Source organism: Belnapia sp. (assembly GCF_059504005.1).
In genome coordinates this window covers 1-15,556 of sequence record NZ_JCACHU010000110.1, presented here as the reverse complement: position 1 = coordinate 15,556, position 15,556 = coordinate 1, and the positions used below count along the sequence as shown (strand labels likewise).

Annotated in this window: 14 protein-coding genes and 1 pseudogene; 3 read left to right on the top strand and 12 right to left on the bottom strand. The window is 66.1% G+C overall.

The window, feature by feature from the left end; all coding sequences use genetic code 11:
• Nucleotides 1–19 precede the first annotated feature (19 nt).
• The 5 genes from AC5JJ1_RS14720 to AC5JJ1_RS14700 all read right to left on the bottom strand — a co-directional run bounded on the left by AC5JJ1_RS14720 (nt 20) and on the right by AC5JJ1_RS14700 (nt 4,042).
• Entirely contained in the window at nt 20–751 is a 732-nt protein-coding gene (locus tag AC5JJ1_RS14720) for a tripartite tricarboxylate transporter substrate binding protein (protein WP_495785854.1), read from the bottom strand.
• Nucleotides 752–774: 23 nt separating this feature from the next.
• The gene (locus tag AC5JJ1_RS14715) at nt 775–1,080 is read right to left on the bottom strand and encodes a hypothetical protein (protein WP_495785853.1); all 306 of its coding nucleotides are present in this window, start codon (nt 1,078–1,080) and stop codon (nt 775–777) included.
• Nucleotides 1,081–1,314: 234 nt separating this feature from the next.
• On the bottom strand, nt 1,315–2,148 hold the full coding sequence (locus tag AC5JJ1_RS14710) for a methyltransferase (RefSeq protein WP_495785852.1): 834 nt from the start codon (nt 2,146–2,148) through the stop codon (nt 1,315–1,317).
• Between the two features lie 41 nt (nt 2,149–2,189).
• Nucleotides 2,190–3,031, bottom strand: a protein-coding gene (locus AC5JJ1_RS14705) for an IS5 family transposase (protein ID WP_495785851.1) whose coding sequence is annotated in 2 segments (ribosomal slippage) — nt 2,190–2,666 and nt 2,669–3,031 — 840 coding nt in all. Because the reading frame shifts where the segments join, the coding sequence is not laid out codon by codon here.
• Nucleotides 3,032–3,394: 363 nt separating this feature from the next.
• A complete protein-coding gene (locus AC5JJ1_RS14700; RefSeq protein WP_495785850.1) occupies nt 3,395–4,042 on the bottom strand; it encodes a cysteine hydrolase family protein in 648 nt (215 codons plus the stop codon).
• A 349-nt stretch (nt 4,043–4,391) separates the two neighbouring features.
• Here AC5JJ1_RS14700 and AC5JJ1_RS14695 point away from each other — a divergent pair, with 349 nt between their 5' ends.
• Nucleotides 4,392–5,102, top strand: coding sequence for an IS5 family transposase (locus AC5JJ1_RS14695; RefSeq protein ID WP_495785849.1), 711 nt, complete (start codon nt 4,392–4,394; stop codon nt 5,100–5,102).
• Between the two features lie 237 nt (nt 5,103–5,339).
• Here the strand turns inward: AC5JJ1_RS14695 and AC5JJ1_RS14690 are convergent, their stop codons facing one another.
• Nucleotides 5,340–6,884, bottom strand: coding sequence for a winged helix-turn-helix domain-containing tetratricopeptide repeat protein (locus AC5JJ1_RS14690; RefSeq protein WP_495785848.1), 1,545 nt, complete (start codon nt 6,882–6,884; stop codon nt 5,340–5,342).
• Nucleotides 6,885–7,057: 173 nt separating this feature from the next.
• Between AC5JJ1_RS14690 and AC5JJ1_RS14685 the strand changes: the two genes are divergently transcribed.
• Entirely contained in the window at nt 7,058–7,321 is a 264-nt protein-coding gene (locus AC5JJ1_RS14685) for a hypothetical protein (RefSeq protein WP_495785847.1), read from the top strand.
• 145 nt (nt 7,322–7,466) lie between these two features.
• Here the strand turns inward: AC5JJ1_RS14685 and AC5JJ1_RS14680 are convergent.
• The 3 genes and pseudogenes from AC5JJ1_RS14680 to AC5JJ1_RS14670 form a co-directional block, all read right to left on the bottom strand.
• Nucleotides 7,467–7,715: pseudogene (locus AC5JJ1_RS14680) on the bottom strand (transposase); the annotation flags it as partial.
• A gap of 3 nt (nt 7,716–7,718) precedes the next feature.
• A complete protein-coding gene (locus AC5JJ1_RS14675; protein WP_495785846.1) occupies nt 7,719–8,384 on the bottom strand; it encodes a GNAT family N-acetyltransferase in 666 nt (221 codons plus the stop codon).
• A gap of 121 nt (nt 8,385–8,505) precedes the next feature.
• Nucleotides 8,506–8,715, bottom strand: a complete 210-nt coding sequence (locus AC5JJ1_RS14670; RefSeq protein WP_495785845.1) for a YjiS-like domain-containing protein — start codon at nt 8,713–8,715, stop codon at nt 8,506–8,508.
• A gap of 382 nt (nt 8,716–9,097) precedes the next feature.
• Between AC5JJ1_RS14670 and AC5JJ1_RS14665 the strand changes: the two genes are divergently transcribed.
• The gene (locus AC5JJ1_RS14665; protein ID WP_495785950.1) at nt 9,098–9,871 is read left to right on the top strand and encodes an IS630 family transposase; all 774 of its coding nucleotides are present in this window, start codon (nt 9,098–9,100) and stop codon (nt 9,869–9,871) included.
• A gap of 194 nt (nt 9,872–10,065) precedes the next feature.
• Here AC5JJ1_RS14665 and AC5JJ1_RS14660 read toward each other — a convergent pair whose 3' ends face one another.
• From AC5JJ1_RS14660 to AC5JJ1_RS14650, 3 genes are all read right to left on the bottom strand, one after another.
• Entirely contained in the window at nt 10,066–11,736 is a 1,671-nt protein-coding gene (locus AC5JJ1_RS14660) for a GMC oxidoreductase (protein WP_495785844.1), read from the bottom strand.
• 97 nt (nt 11,737–11,833) lie between these two features.
• Nucleotides 11,834–13,240, bottom strand: coding sequence for a Dyp-type peroxidase (locus AC5JJ1_RS14655; RefSeq protein WP_495785843.1), 1,407 nt, complete (start codon nt 13,238–13,240; stop codon nt 11,834–11,836).
• Nucleotides 13,241–13,587: 347 nt separating this feature from the next.
• On the bottom strand, nt 13,588–15,264 hold the full coding sequence (locus AC5JJ1_RS14650) for a peroxidase family protein (RefSeq protein ID WP_495785842.1): 1,677 nt from the start codon (nt 15,262–15,264) through the stop codon (nt 13,588–13,590).
• Nucleotides 15,265–15,556: the final 292 nt, after the last annotated feature.

Here is a 15,556-nt window from a genome sequence, read left to right as displayed (position 1 = left end):
TCACCCGCGCCTGCTGCTGTCACCCGGTGGCGTAAAGATCGAGGCTCTGCGCGAGTTCCTCCCATTGCCGGAGGGTCCGCTCGACCGATGCACGGAATGTTAGCGGATCCTCGTAGCCGGGAACGGTGTCGATGGCGCGCAGCCTTCGCATCATCTCTGCGCTAGTTGCGACCGTGCGGAAAGCAGCGGTCAGCTGCTCCAGGATGGGCTGAGGGACGCGCGCCGGTGCGAAGAGGCCAGTGAAACCTGTGAAGTCGAAACGGCGGGAATAGCCAAGCTCGAGAAGCGTCGGCACTTCGGATGCGAGCGACGGTACACGATCCGCCCCACCGGTTGCCAACGGCCGGATACGCCGCGTGCGGATCATCTCACCCGAGGCTGTCATGCTGTGAAAGCCGCCGTGAAAGTTGCCGGCCAGCAAGTCCTGCAGCATGGGCGCTTCGCCCCGATAGGCGACCTGCGTCACGCGAAGCCGTGCCTCCTGCGCCAGCAGCAGGGCATAAGCGTGCCCTGTCGAGCCCTGGCCATAATTGCCGAAGGCAAGCTCGCGCCCGCGGCCCCAATCCACGAACTCGGAAAGCGTCGTCACAGAAGCCGGCACGGTCGGCCCGATGCAGAAAGTGATGGCGGTGGTGCCGAGGCGGCCTATCGGGAAGAAGTCACGCACCGGGTCATAGGGGAAGCGGCGGAAAGTCACCGGCGCCTGCACATGAGTCGTAATGTTGTAAAGCAAGGTGTAGCCGTCCGGCACGGCCTTTGAAGCGGCCTCTGCTCCTACCATCCCGCCAGCGCCGCACGGTTCTCGATCACGACCGGTTGGCCGAGTTCGGCCTGCATGCCCTCGGCCACCATGCGTGCCCAGACGTCGGTGCCGCCGCCGGGCGGGAAGGGTACGATGAAGCGGATGGGCCGGTCTGGGTAGCGCAACCCGCCCTGGCCTTGGCCATAACCCTGGGCGCTAGCGATGGCGGGAATGACGAGCGCCTGAGCAGCAAGGCCTACGAAAGAACGACGGTGCATAGGTAATCCTCCCGTGTCGTGACCGCTCTCCGGCGGCTGCTCACGGACCTCATGAAACATGCGTTGCCTACCGGCGCGCAGGGAAATCACCGAGCTCCGGAGGTCGTGAGACTAAGGCGGTCTCGTCGGCCGCCGGCCCCTTCGACCCTCACCTTCTGTCCCGCAAATGCCCTGCTTCGGAAGTGATGCAGTATTCCACTTAGAGGTGGTTGCCACAAATACTCTAGGTTGAGTAGCCGCCGGATCGGCGCGCCCTCGTCGGAAAGCCATCAGACCACGAGCACTACCTCCGCGTTATACCACCTCGGCTTCCAGGATTGAGACGGGCGAGGCCGTCGGGATAATGCGCCGGAGTTCGAGGCCGGATTGGCGCAGCAGGGCGCAGTGCTCCTGCTCAGTCCGCGACCGCGCGCTACCAAAGATCGCCATCATCTGGATGTCGAGCAGGTAGTCTGTCGGCCGGCCGCGTGCCGGATCGGGGTCGAGGATCTGCTCGCCCATCAGGAGCCGCGCGCCGGGCTGCATCTCTGCGCGGCAGGCGCGCAGGATGCGCAGGCAATCCTCGTCGGACCAGTCGTGCAGGCCCCGCACCAGCATGTAAGGGTCTGCTCCGGCCGGAACGCCCTCGAAAAAGCTGCCCGGCGCCACCGCGATCCTTCCCTCCATCAGCCCCTCCGGCGGGATCGCGCCGACCACGTCCTTCAGGTCGAACACCAGCCCCTTCGGCCCCGGGAAGCGCGCCAGGACGTGGCGCAGCATGGCGCCGTTGCCGCCACCCACGTCGCAGATCAGCCGCGCCCTGGAGAAGTCATAGGCTGCCGCCACGGCGGCGTGCCGCCCATCGGGGAAATGCGCCATCATGGCGTCGAAGATGCGGGCTGTTTCGGGGTTTGCGCGCAGGTGGTCGAACCGGGCCATGCCCCAGGCCGCCTCGTAGGGCACCCCACCGGTGAGGGCGATGTCCAGTTCCCCCCATGCCTTCCATGACCCTGGTTCGGTCCTGAACCGGGCAGCATGGTGCATGCTGGTGGGGGCGTCGGTGCGCAGCAGGCGGGAGCGCAACGTGTGCGCGACGCGGCCATTCACCGTCACGCTGAACACACCGAAGGCGGCGAGCGCCCGGAGCACGCGGATGAGGGGCAGCGGCTGCTAGGGCGTGTCTGCAAAGGCTACAGCCATAGTAGAAGCATGCCGATGTGAACCATGCCGAGGTAGTTGGCCGCGCGCTTCTCGTAGCGTGTGGCGATGCGGCGGAACTGCTTGAGGCGGTTGATCAGGCGCTCGACCAGATTGCGACGGCGGTACGCGGTACGGTCGAAGTGGGGCTGCCGGCGCTGGTTGCTCTTGCTCGGGATCACGGCCCGGATGTGACGCCGACGCAGTCGACTGCGCGCAGTCGAGCTGCTGTAGCCCTTGTCGCCGGCGGCGCACCGTGGCCGCAGACGAGGCCGGCCCCCGCCAGGGCGGCGGATCGCCCCCTGATCCAGCAACCCCTCAAGCGCGACCTGCTCGTGCCGCTCGCCGCCGGTCAGCACCGCCGTGATCGGCCGGCCGTTGCCCTCGGCCCGCAGGTGCAGCTTGGTCGAGAACCCGCCCTGACTGCGGCCCAGCGCCTCTCGGGCCTGCGCATTTGGAGCAGTGCTCCAAATCCCCCGACGGCGCCGTCTCGGCGAGCGCCGGCGGCGTGCCGATGAGCGCGGATCACGGTTGCGTCCACGAAGTGCAGGTCCCAGTCGATCTGGCCTGCCGCCTCCGCCTCGGCCTGCAGCGCCGCCAGGATGCGGTCCCACACGCCCGAGGCGCGCCAACGGTAGAAGCGGCTCGAGACCGTCCCACCCAACCCATAGCGCGCCGGCAGGTCGCGCCAGGGCGCACCGGTGCGCAGAACCCACAGAATACCATTGATAATGCGCCGATGCGGCGCGTTCGGATGCCCCGTCCAGGGCTTCTCCGGCGGCAGGTGCGGCTCCAATCGCCGCCACTGCGCGTCGGTCAAATCACCTCGTCTCACTCAACCTATATGGAGTCACGAACCCGAAACGTCAGCCCTTTGCAGACACGCCCTAGTTCTTCGACGGCCATAGTGCCATCGAGCGCAATTCGGTCAGCGACGCCGAGGTCTGCCACAAGACGCAGCATGCGCGAGACCTGGAAGCCCCGTAGCAGAAGGTCGAGTGCGGCACGATCGGGGTCGGCTGCTGTTCCTGGTTCCGACATGTCCTACTCGCTTCCCTCAGAGGCAGGCGGCCGCTTATCGGCCACAAGTTCGGTTTGCTCATATCGCAGAGCCGAGATCCTGACCTTCCTCCGGGGGCGACGCAACGAGGGGTTACGGCCGAGCGGCGCCATAGTTCGCGCGTGGCGAGCGCCCCGGCTATTCGGGTGCGCGAGCTCCGCTGCGCACAATTCGCCGCTCCATGTCGGCCACCGACATCACATGGGCTGTGGAAGCCGCCAAAATGACCAGAGTGGCACGGTGGACTTCAGAATTCGGCATCGCGCCGAAGCCTAAGTCCGGATAGTCACGGGTGGCCGTCGCGTCAGAAAGGAAGGCTACAGAGTAGTTTCGGAACATCGCATCCCGTGCGGTGGCATGGCAGCAGTTCTCCGTCGTAGTACCGGAGATGATCACCGTCCTGACGCCCCATTCTCGTAAGATCATATCGAGATCGGTTCCGAAGAATGCGCTGTAACGGTGCTTCTTGATGACGTGTTCACTTGGCTGGGGTGCGATGTCCGGATAGATTTCGGTGCCCGGCGTGTCATCCACCAATGCCATCCGACCCGCGATGTTTATCCTGTGCGGGCCGAGATCGCTGCCGTCGCGCCGATGAACATGCGCGGTGTAAATGACTCTGATGCCGCAGTCGCGGCATAGTTGGAGAGCTTCAGCAAGTCGTGGCACCATGGCGCGGGTTGCTGCTGATCCCAAAGGAGCACCTTCCGCGACGAAATCGTTTTGCATATCCACGACGATCATTGCTGTCTTCGCAGGGTCAATCGCTTCGATCTGCCTCGACATGGTTGACCTCCCGTTGTCAAAGGATGCGTGCTGTCAGCGCGATCTCCTGGCCAGTGGCCACCCGTGCCGCAGTCGACGGGTAGGCTCGGTCCGCCATGAGGCGAGTATCGGCGCCAGAGCAATGAGTCAGGACGTCTGCTCGGCGGTATCAGCTGCTCCGGCTTCCCGCGAAGGCTAAGCGCGTGAGGGGGTGACTGGGAGAAAAAAGTGGTCCTACCCGCCGGTTGGGTGTGCCATTCGCCAGCCCGTTGCTGCAACTAGCTAAAGAGAACTCAAGGGGTTGAGTTGGCTTGACCGCGAGCCTGCGTGGCTTCCCATATGTCTCGGGCGCCAAACTGGGACACCAGAAGTGGACTTCCGGCTCTTGCATCTCGCCGCGACCGTGATCAACACGTGCGATCCGCAGCCCGGTCGTGGGCCAGGCCACCCGCCCACCGAGACCATGCGGGTCGTGGCGACCCAACGGCGCTTCCTGCGCGAGGGCACGCCGTGGCGCAGCCTGACCGCCACCGAGGACCAGGCCAGCGGCTCAACCCTTCGCCGCGCTCTGGCGCGCTGGGCCGAACCGGGCCTGCTGGGGAAGGCGCATGCGCTGCTGGTTGGCATGCTGCGCGGCCACGCCGATCTGACCCCGGACAGTTGCTCCGTGCGCGCCAAGCGCGGCGGTGACCACACCGGCCCGAATCCGACAGACCGGGGCAAGCGGGGCACCAAGTATCATATCGCGGTGGATGGGAACGGCGTGCCGGTGGCCTGCATCGCCACAGCAGCCAACGTCAATGACACGCTTGCCTTCGAGCGACTGTTCGTAACCGCTTTTGCGGTGATGGCCCGCATCCGCACGGTGTTCGCCGACAAAGGCTATGACGCCGAGCACCACCGCGACCTCTGCCGCCAGTTCGGCACCGAGCCACACATTTACAGGCGTGGGCAGCCACGGGGCTCTGGGCTGGGTGGGCGGCGCTGGCCCGTCGAGCGCAGCAACGCTTGGCTGTTGGAGAACAAGCGCCTTGTCCTCCGATATGACCGGCTCGGCCTCGTCGTCCAGGCGCTGCTATAGACCGCCCGTATATTCCTGGTTGCGAAGCGCGTCGCCGGCAAATTCTGACAACCAGCGCTGAAGAACACGGGATGGGCAGCTTTGCGCCCGTTGAGGCCGTTCAGCCTGCCTGGCCAACATTCTCCGAAGCAGGTACTCCCTGACGAAGCCCTCACGCCCAACCTGGGCGGAAAGCGGAAGCGCAGGACGCGCAGCCGGAATGTCCACTGATGAGGAAGGCGGACACACGGTGTCGCGTTACTCCGGTAGCCCTGCCCGGCGGAGGCCTTCCACAAGGCGCGCCATCGCCGCGGGACCCCACGGGGACCGTCGGTGCAGGGTTCCGATGCGCAAGCCAGGATCCGCCGCGCGCAGAATCGCCAGGGCGTTCCGCGCCGCTTCGCCCCGCCCGCTCAAGGCCAGGCTCGCCACTGCAACCCGCAGCAAAGGCCCCGAGATCAGCTGGCTTCGGAGCGCGCGTTCGGCCCAGAGCCGCGCCTGGTCGTCGCGGCCCGCCACCAGGTGCGCGGCCGCGATCCCGGCCTGCATGGCGAACATGTATGGGTCCACCGGACTCAGGCGCATGGCGCGGGCAAATCGCGAGATCGCCTCGGCGCCCTCGGCTCGCCAGACCTTCATCCAGCCACCCGAGATCCATGCCACGGCAAAGCTAGGATCGAGCGCCAGCGCCCGATCGTTGATCTCCTCCGCCGCCTCGTACTCCCGACCGAGCTGCCCAATCGCATGCGCGGCAGCGTTCAAGACCAGCGGGTCGTCGCTGTCCAGCTCCAGCGCGCGGCGTGCCATCCTGAGGCCCTCCGCCGTCTCGCGGTCCCAGTCGACCATCATGCCGCTGCCGGAGCGCCAGTTGTGGAAGCGCGCGCCAATGGCCCAGGCCGCTGCGAAGCCGGGATCGGCTTCGACCGCGCGGTAGATCAGCCCGAGCGCCTGCTCGCTTGTCTCTCGGGTCCATTGCTGCGCTGCAGCAAGGGCGCGAAGGTACAGATCGTAGGCGTCGAGGCTCTCCGTCGGCTTGCGCGAGACGCGCTCAATCTCGGCTTTTTCCAGGCGCGGGGAGAGCGCGCCGACGACGAGCGTCGCCACTTCGTCCTGCAAGGCGAAAATGTCGTCGAGGGTATTATCGAACCGATCAGCTGAAATGTGCGCGCCTGTCGTCGCGTCCACGAGTTGTACGCCAACTCGAACCCTGTTGCCCGCCCTCTGCACGCTGCCTTCCAGGACATAGCGCACGCCGAGTTCACGCCCCACCTGCTTCACGTCGACCGGCCGGTCCCGGTAGGTAAAGCTGGAATTTCGCGCGATCACGAACAGCGAGCGGATGCGGCACAGGCCGGTGGTAATTCCCTCCACGATGCCGTCTACGAAGTAGCCCTGCGCCGGGTCGCTGCTCAGGTCGGCGAAGGGCAGCACGGCGATGGAGGGCTTGTCGGGCAGCGCAATCGGCGCGCGCGGCAGCTCCGGGGCCGGCGGCGCCTCCTCACTCACCGCGGCAACGAAGCGCAGGCCCTTGCGCGGGATCGTCTTGATCAGCCGCTGCCGCTCGCCGTTGTCGCCGATGGCAGTCCGCGCGGCATTGATACGGGAAGCAAGCGCGGATTCCGAAACGATCCGTCCGTCCCAAACGGACGCGATTAGGTCGTCGCGCGTCACCAAGCGTTCGCGGTTGCTGACCAGGTATTCCAGCAGATCGAAGACCTGCGGCTCGACATGCACGAGCTCACCGCGACGGCGAAGCTCGCGCCGGCTGGTGTCGAGGCAGAGGTCATCGAACAGGTAGCGCACCGGTTCATCCGTCGAAGGAAAACGACAGGATATCACGATCCGAACCGGGGGGAATCAAGGCCGCGGCAAGGAAAGTCGAGCCGGTCTGAAAGCGTGCGCGGTCCGCCTCCCGCATCCTCCGGGGTGTCCGGCGAGGTTCGAAAGGCGGGCCCCGGGACCCCAAGGAGGATGCCATGCACCGGCCTGAAGAACTGGACAGCCTCCAGCAGCGTATTGAGGCGTTTCAGGTGGACCGTAGCTGGTACGAGCGGCGCTGGATGCAGGAGCGCCCGCGGAGGGTCCGGGGTATCCTCTCACGGGTCCTCTGGGCCTGCCTCGCCACGCTGCGCAAGGCCGTCCCCGCGGAGCGGGTGGCATCGGGGCAGGCTGTAGCAGCGGCATCCAACGATACGCGTGGCCACGAAGGGCGCGTAGCCGTCAATTTCGCCAGCCGCTGATTGATGCTCGCTCGCCCCCCGATACCGGAGATGCCAGCGGCAGCGGGAAGGTCTCCTTCGGGTCGATTCCGTTGAAAAAGACCTGCTCGGGCTGTGGCGGAGGGGCGTCAGAGTTCACCTTGGCTGATGGCCTTGGAGCTTCCTTTCAAGCCGTTGAGGTCGCTGGCCTGCTGCTCGGGATCAGCTTCGCCCGCTTGCGGAGATTCTGGGCGGCTGCGGCGAGGTCGAATACGTCACGGGCTCCATGCGGTCCTCGCAGGCGTAGCCGGTCGAGGCGCAAGATGCGCTTGAGATGGGCGAACAGCATCTCGACCTTCTTCCGCTCACGCCGCGAGAGGACGTAGGCGTCGGTTTCGGCAATGTCGCGTGCCGTGTCCCGGGCACCCTCATGGATACATCACGGGCGGACCGTTGCCGATGAAAGCGAAGTTTGAGCGCCGCCCGGGCCATGGGGTGTGAGCCGGTCGTGACCTGCTGGTGCGCGCAAGGACTTCTCAAAGGCGAAGATTCGTACGCCGGGCGGTGGCTCCTCCTGGACGCCGGCGGGCACATAGTCACGCTGGTCGAAGCCGGCCGTGCGGTAGAGTTCGATCGCGGCCTGGTTCATGCTCGAGGTGGTCAAGAACAGCCTCCGGAAGCGCCAGTCGGCGCAGAGCGCCTCGGCCTTGGCTAGCATGGCTCGTGCCACGCCACGCCGCCTGAAGGCGGCGCTGACATACATGCGGCGAAGCTCCGCGACATCCTCCCTGATTGGCCGCAGGGCGAAGGTACCCATCAGGTCGCCATCCTGGGACAACGCCAGCCAGAAGCCGCGACCTCTCCCCGGCCGGTAATGTGTTGCGATGTCGCGGTAGTCGTCGGCCAAAGCCCTGGCGATGTAAGCATCGACCTCGGCACGCGCCGACAGCGGCGCGATCTCGCGGATGCACCGCGTGAACAGGTCCCGAACCTCGGCCTCATGTACTGGATCGAACGGCTGGGTCAGCACAGCAAGCATGCCGGCGGGCGCTTCCTCTTGGCGCTTGGGGCCTTCCAACTCGGAGGCGATGGGGGAGTGCTGCATGTCGGGGGCGCTTCCTAACAACCCGTTGTTTCCGTGCGGCAGCGCGACAGGGAAGCTGCTGCCCGCCTTGGCACAGGCGGTACTTGCCCGGCGGATTTCAATCCGGCCAATGTCACGGCCCCTACAAGCTGGCTGCCCGCGCGCGGGCAACAGAGGGGGTTTCACCCCGGTAGAGCCCAAGGTCTTTGAGGGTAGCGTCGTCCAGAGCGCTCAGCGTGCTCGCCATGCGCCGCTCCTTCCATCGCAGGCGGATCGCCTGGAATTGGTACCGGGTCGCGCTGACCGCCCACATCGCGGTCTGGGTTGCCACTGGGATGATCATGCCGTGCATCGTTTGCTTCCTCTGCTCATGTTCCGATGGGCAAAAGATGCAGCGGTACCATTTGCGGCGGCGTTGGCGCAGGCGTGGGAAGCGGGCGCGCGGACGTGGAATCGGTTGCGGTACTCCGGTGAGCCACCTTCCGCACGCTCCGTACCAGGCGGAAGGACCGGTTCGAGTCGACTGTCAAAAGCGCGCCTTGACCTCTCCAGCGCGCCGAAAGAGCGCGGCGCTAGAGCAAAATCCGAACGATCAGAGTCATTGGGGATTTCCTTGGGCCTTGAAGTCTGATTCACCCTGCTGGCTGGGTGCGGAGGCCAGCTTGCATGGCGAAAACCCTGTCTGAAGATCTGCGCTCCCGGCTGATTACGGCGGTCGAGGGCGGCCTGGCGACCTGCGGTCAGGGCGGATCGAGGTCTATCGAGATGCCATTCTGACGGCGGTCGAGGCTCAGGTGGTTATCACCCTGGTGGAGCTGTCCGGCATGCTGCACTGGCAGCACGGCGCCGCCTTCGCGCCCAGCACAGTCTGGCGCTTCCTGGACCGGCACGCCATGACGCTCAAAAAAGCGGCGCATGCCAGCGAGCAGGAGCAACCCGACGTCGCCGCACGGCGACAAGCCTGGTTCGGCGCTCAGCCTGATCTCGACCCCGAGCATCTGGTCTTTATCGACGAGACCGGCGCCTCGACTAAGATGGCCCGGCTGCGTGGTCGAGCGAAGCGCGGCCAGCGCTGCCGATCACCCATCCCGCACGGACACTGGAAAACCACCACCTTCACCGGAGCGCTGCGGCTCCAGGGTATGACGGCACCGATGGTGCTCGACGGGCCGATGACTGGCGTCGCCTTCCTCGCCTATGTCGAACAGGTCCTGGTCCCCAGCCTATGGCGCGGCGATGTCGTGATCATGGATGACCAGCCCGCACACCGCCGCCCTGCCGACCGCGCCGCCATCGAAGCCGCAGGCGCCAGGCTGCTCCGCCTGCCGCCTTACTCGCCGGACCTCAACCCAATCGAGAATGCCTTTGCCAAGCTCAAAGCCATCCTCCGCAAGGCCGCCGCCCGCACCATCGACGACCTCTGGGATGCCATCAGAGATGCGCTGCCACGCTTCACCCCAGACGAATGCCGACGCTACTTCACCGCCGCAGGGTATGAGCCCGAATGATCGGACTCTGCTCTAGCTGAACAGCAATCCCTTGACGTCGCCCTTGCCTCGCATCGCCGCCCTGAGGCCCAGCCATAGCAGCGAATCACGCCCAAAGCAGGCAGCCAGCGCGAATTTCAGCAGCCTACTGGGGATGCCACGCCCGGCCTATCGGCCGAGCCACGGGGCATCAACGGCCTCCAACCACCTTGAGGCTAAGCCAGATGCCGCGACAGCCGCAGCGCCAGCGCCGTCAGCGTCCGCACCGGGTTGGCCGCTGTCGCCATCGGCATGACCGACATGTCGCAGACATAAAGGTTTCGCGTTCCCCGCACGCGCAGGTCCTCATCCACCACGCCGTTTTGCTGCGCTGCGTCGATCGCCGCCCGGTACGGCATGCGGAGCGACCCCGCCGCGTGGTGCACCGTGCCATAGCCGAAGCCCGCGCCATCCTCGCCATACCGGCCGGACGGAGCGCAGGCCTGTCCCGCATTGCTGAAGGCCGAGAGGATCCTACCGGCAACATCATTCAGCACAGCAAAGACCTGCCGATCGTCGAACTGCCACTTTGCGAGCGCCGGGAAGCGCGACCCGCAGAGATGGCTGGTCCAGCTCTGGTTGCGGAACACGATCTCCGGGACATAGCCGAAGGGTGGCGCCGGCCGGATCTCGTTCGCCGGGTCGAGGCAGTTGCCGAAGCTGAACTTGATGTCGACGCGGCTCTCCGCCCCGGCTGGCGGCGCCTCCGCCGAAGGGTCATCATCGCGCAGGTGCCAGTACTCGTGATTGACGTTCATCTCGACGTTGAATGGGTAGACGATACGGCCGTCATTGTCGCGCCTCCCGCGTGAGTAAAAGATGATCTTCGCCGTCGACTGCCGCGGGATGGGCAGGCCCGCGATATGGGTCGCCGTGGTGAAGACCTCGGAGGTCGTCGGATGGTCGGTCAGCCCGCGCCCGACCAGGCCCCGCACATCCTCCGGCAATTCGCGCCCCAGCGTGCTGCGCCCGAGCAGCTTGGGGCTTTCGATCGATCCCGCGGCGAGCACGACGGTACCCGCCTGGAACAGCCTCGCTTGGCCGCTGAGCGTGTCGCGCACGACAACCTGCTGCCTGCCGTCGCCCAGCCGCTGGATATCCTCCACGAAATGGTTGAGCAGCAGGCGCAGCCCCTGCCCGTCCCCGCCCGAATTCCCGTCGGAGGACAGGCCGAGCTGGTTGACCAGCAACTCCGCCGTGTTGAACACGCCCGTCGGCTCGACGAAGAACTCCGAGGCCGGCACGCCGTCGGGCCGCAGATAGGGTTGGTGCAAGGCGCGCGGCGTCTGCCGGATGTCGAAGTCGGCATCGAGCGGCGTTGCCGTAAGCCGCTCAACGATCTTCACCGCCGTGTCGCCCATATTGATCGACTCGTTCATCACCTGCCCCGCCTCGACGAGGAGGCCGCTGGCCAGATCTTGCCGGACGGCCTGTGGGAAGAAGTCGAGCTCCCAGCCTTGGATCGTCGGGATCAGGCCGGACCAAAAGATCGAGCGCCCGCCGAAATTCAGCTGCGGCCGCTCGTGGATGTAATTCTGCGCATCCTCGTCGCCGGCCTGCCAGAAGGTCGAGCAGGCGAAGCGCTGCGCCACATCGGCATTGGGCAGCCGTGAGCAGTTGTAGACATGGGTCGGGTACAGGTAGGTCCCCGCCTCCAGCACTAAGATGCGCTTGGCAGTCCCGAAGCGATCTGCCAGCGCATCCGCCAGTACGCCGCCCCCCATGCCGGAGCCGACGATGATGATATCGAACTCGGTGCCGCTGCCCGTGTAGGACGGCGATACCCGCTGATAAACCGGGTCCCGCCCGGCGATGAAGTTGGCGAAGCTGCCTGGCGTGAAAGTCATGGCGGCCCTTGTCCCCTTCGCAGGCGCGGCCCGTTGCCGCCCCCATCCTGCCCTCGCGCACCGGAACCCCTGGCGGGCCCCGGCGCGCCGGACCGGCTCAGCTTCGCGCGCGGTAGATGAAGGAGATCGAGGGCGCGAAGAAATACTCCCCGCCCTTGAGCGTGATCGCGGTCTTGAAGTCGAAGTCCGCCTCCTTGCCGGAACACCCGTCCTTCCAGTGGATGTCGGCACCGCTCGGACGGTTGTCGCGCTGCCCGATGACGGGATCGATGCCCGTATTGCCTGTCACGAAATCCGGGCTGCCCGCCCAGGCTGCCTGGGTGAATTCGAACTGCTCCTGGATATCGGCCATGTAGGCCATGAAGAGCAGGCCAACATCGCGCTCGGGCAGGTCGTCCTTTGAGAAATCCGCACCATCGGGCCGTGGCGCCCGCTGGCCATAGGTGATGCCGCGGCGTGCCATCAGCCGCTCGCGCTCCGCGCGCAGCCCGGGCGGCCGCTTCTCAGGGCCGGGATCGGACTCACCGCGCGGGTTGGTCTTGCGGATATGCGCGCGGAGGGGACACTGCACGCCGTCCTTATCCTGGCTGAAATCGAAGTCGTTGGGCGGATGGCCGGCGAGCGGCTTGCAGCTCGAGACCACCGGCGTGCCGTCCTCGAACCGGCCGACCACCAGTGCCCCAGCTCGTTCGTCGTCAGGCTCGGTCAGGCCGAGTGCCTCGGCGAGGTCATCCTCCTGCTGCTTGAAGCGCTTCACGTTCTGCTCGAGCTTGCGGAACACGAAGTAGCTGCCGAAGGAGTGTTCGTTGCGCCCGCCGGGGTCGCGGACGAGGAACTGCTTCGGCGGGAAGGCCGGGTCCCAGACCGCCTTCGACTCTGCATCCACGTCCTCCTGTAGGAAAAGCGGCTGGCTGCGCCCGTCGACATAGCCGAACTGCTCGATCCCCTCACCCTTCGGGTTGCCGCCCGCTTGCTTGCGCCGCTGCGCCAGGCCGCGCTCGACGCCGAGCACCGCCGCCCCGCTGCCGTTCAGCACCTGCTCGATCGCCTCGAGCCCCATGGTGACGCGGTCGGCATCATCGTCGGCGACGAGGATCATGGCGTCCGGCTCCGGCTTGCTGGCCTCCCAGGCGCCGCCGCCCCATTGGCCGGCGGGTGGATCGTTCAGGCCGGGAAGCGGCGGCAGCCCAGCGAAGGGGATTTGCGGCAACTGGCCGCGCGCGCGCATGCCGGCTCGGAAGGCGGCATCGGCGGGCCGTTTGCCATCCTCGGTGCCAAGCTTCTCGTAGGCGCCGCGGGCGAGGAACAGGCACACGACGCGCCCGCCGGGCATCTTCGTGGCCTTGTAGCCGTCCACCTCGCGCAGCTGGTGCAGCGCCGAGGTCACCAGGGGCGCCAGATGCCGCAGCAACTTGGCAACGCCGTCGGCCTGCATGCCGGCGAAGGAGACGAAGATGTTGCCGGTATGGTCGCGTCCATGTCCCTTGAGAATGTTGGCCTGCATATCGCCCAACAAGCCATGCAATCCGGGCGAGCTAACCCAGTCATGCCAGCGTATCGGCTTTTCCAAGAGCATGTTGGTCTGTGATGTGTCAGCGGATCCCATCGCCCTCTTCCTCCCACAACAAGTGATTGTCGTTTTATTTCGATAAACAAATTATGGTTGAGTATGGGACACCGCTACGAAATCACTCCCGCAGCGGCAACCGAGACCTCATGCGCGAACCAAGCTCGATGACTTGCATTCCGCGCCTCATGGTGCAGTGAGAAAATCTTCGATTGCCAGTTTATCGACTAATCGTGATTAATGTTACTTCAGTCGCTTTGCAGTTCTCACTAAGCGGCCTGCCTTTACAGCTTGAACGACGCCCGGACCGTCGCACCCGGCACCGCATTCCGCCGCACGATCTGCTCGAGGCTCCCCGTCTGCTCGACGATCCGCATCCCTTCCGCGCCGAGCGCCTTCTCGTAAACTTCGCTGGCCAGGAGCGGGTTGGTGAAGACCTGGCTGAACGCGTCCACGGCGACTGTGGCGAACAGCGTCTCGCCGAAGGAGCTGCTTTCGGGATGCGCCTCGGCGATCAGCCCGACGAAGAACTCGACATCGTCCACGCTGGGGTAGAACCGCTGCAGCTCCGCGGCGAGCGCGGCGTCGCCGGTCAGCTCCTCATGGCTGCGATAGGGCGCGAAGCCGAAGCGGCGGCGATAGGCGTTGAAGGGCTGCACGCGGTGCGCGCGCGACAATTCGAGCCCGGCGATCTCCGCCCCCTCCATGAAGCCCGGCGTGTTGCGCAGCCGCATAGAGCCCGCCGGCTGCGCCGACGCTTCGGCGATCAGCGTCTCGATCCCGATTTCCTCAAGCAGCGCATTGTTCCAGCGGTACTCGCGCGCGTCGAGCACGCGGTCGCCGACCTTCAGCGTGTTCGGGATCATCGGGTGCCAGCGGTAGAGCAGCACGAACTCGATGGCGATCCGGTTGGTTCGGTACCAGGGGCGCTTCTCGGCGAAGTTGCGGTCGAGCTTGAACGGCACCCGCTCGCCGGCGAGGTGGTGGATGTATTCCTCGACCACGAGCTTCAGCCCCTGGACGATGTTCACGTTCCGCGCGGTCTGGAACAGGCGGTCATCGTCCCAATCCGGATGCGCTTTGGCGAGCAGCTCGGCGATGCGGTTGTGCTCGCGCAGGAACAGCGCGTTGAAGGCGGCGTAGAGGATGGTGTTGCTGCCGCGGTCGACACCCGTCGCATAGAGATGCGCGATCCGCCCGGCGATCTCCTCCTCCGGCAGCTGGTACCAGGACAGCGCGGACCGCACGAAATCGGGCAGCCGCGACGGATAGGCCATGGCCGCGTCGACCGCCGCCTGCATCTGCGCCTTGGCGGCGATCTGCTCCGGGGTCCTGGCGGGCAGCGCGGCCAGCATCGCCGCCGCGCCGGCGGTCAGCCCGAGCCCGGCGAATTCGGGTCTGACCGCACCATCGGCATGGAGGCGCGGCGGATACTCGCCCGTCGCATGCTGCTCGACCTTCATGCGCCCGCCCCGCTTCTCCCGCAGCGCGTCCGCGGTCGCCTCGGTCAGGCCGTAGATCTCGCAGAGGTCGATCTCGTGGTTCGAGGTGTTGAGCCGCGAGTCGGTCGGATGCGTGCGCAAGAAGCTGTCGGTGAACCACTGCGCGAAGAAGCAGAACAGCGCCGTCGTGTGCTGCGACGCGCGTGAGATGTCCTGCCCGGCCGCATCGTGCGGCCGCAAGAACAGCGCTCGGACGACCTCCTGCGCCGGCGGATAGGCCTTGCCGGGCGGCTCGGGTGGCAGGTGGCGCCCCGTATAGCCACGATCCACCAGCCCGGCCCAGGTGACATAGGCCTCGTCACAGCAGCGGATCGTGCTGCCGGGACTCCACAGGCTGTAGGGATGCGGCCGCGGCACCTCGCGGCCGGTGGCCAGGTTGATCGCTATCCGGTTGACGATCGGCCGAAGAAATTCAACCTTATTGGCTATGTCCAGAAGGATGTCAGCGATGCCCGCCATGGGATGAAGCCTCCAGCTGGGCCATCGCGCATGATTAGGCGTCCGGCCCTTCCGGGAGAGATGATGTGCAGCCTCGGCGTTTCATTGCGATACATTTGTGCCGCCGCAACGCAGCATCGCGCTTCCGGTCGTCGCCGGCGGCCGCCCAGCCGCGGTCCAGCAACCCGTAGATGCGCTAGTGAGGCCTGTGCGCGGATAGCGCTGGACGGTGGGGCTTGGCTCTGATTCGCTGCGGGCGATCAGCGGCGGAGGCTTCCGTGGCGCGGCGTCGGATTGGCCAGGACACGCTGGT

Excerpts from the sequence above, each read along its gene's own strand:
- AC5JJ1_RS14670 (WP_495785845.1), bottom strand. The coding sequence starts at position 8,715 with ATGCACGGCATGATCATCCCAGTGGCAACCCAGACCGCGATGTGGGCG.
- AC5JJ1_RS14715 (WP_495785853.1), bottom strand. The coding sequence starts at position 1,080 with ATGTTTCATGAGGTCCGTGAGCAGCCGCCGGAGAGCGGTCACGACACG.
- AC5JJ1_RS14660 (WP_495785844.1), bottom strand. The coding sequence starts at position 11,736 with ATGACTTTCACGCCAGGCAGCTTCGCCAACTTCATCGCCGGGCGGGAC.
- AC5JJ1_RS14655 (WP_495785843.1), bottom strand. The coding sequence starts at position 13,240 with ATGCAGGCCAACATTCTCAAGGGACATGGACGCGACCATACCGGCAAC.
- AC5JJ1_RS14650 (WP_495785842.1), bottom strand. The coding sequence starts at position 15,264 with ATGGCGGGCATCGCTGACATCCTTCTGGACATAGCCAATAAGGTTGAA.
- AC5JJ1_RS14685 (WP_495785847.1), top strand. The coding sequence starts at position 7,058 with ATGCACCGGCCTGAAGAACTGGACAGCCTCCAGCAGCGTATTGAGGCG.
- AC5JJ1_RS14675 (WP_495785846.1), bottom strand. The coding sequence starts at position 8,384 with ATGCAGCACTCCCCCATCGCCTCCGAGTTGGAAGGCCCCAAGCGCCAA.
- AC5JJ1_RS14700 (WP_495785850.1), bottom strand. The coding sequence starts at position 4,042 with ATGTCGAGGCAGATCGAAGCGATTGACCCTGCGAAGACAGCAATGATC.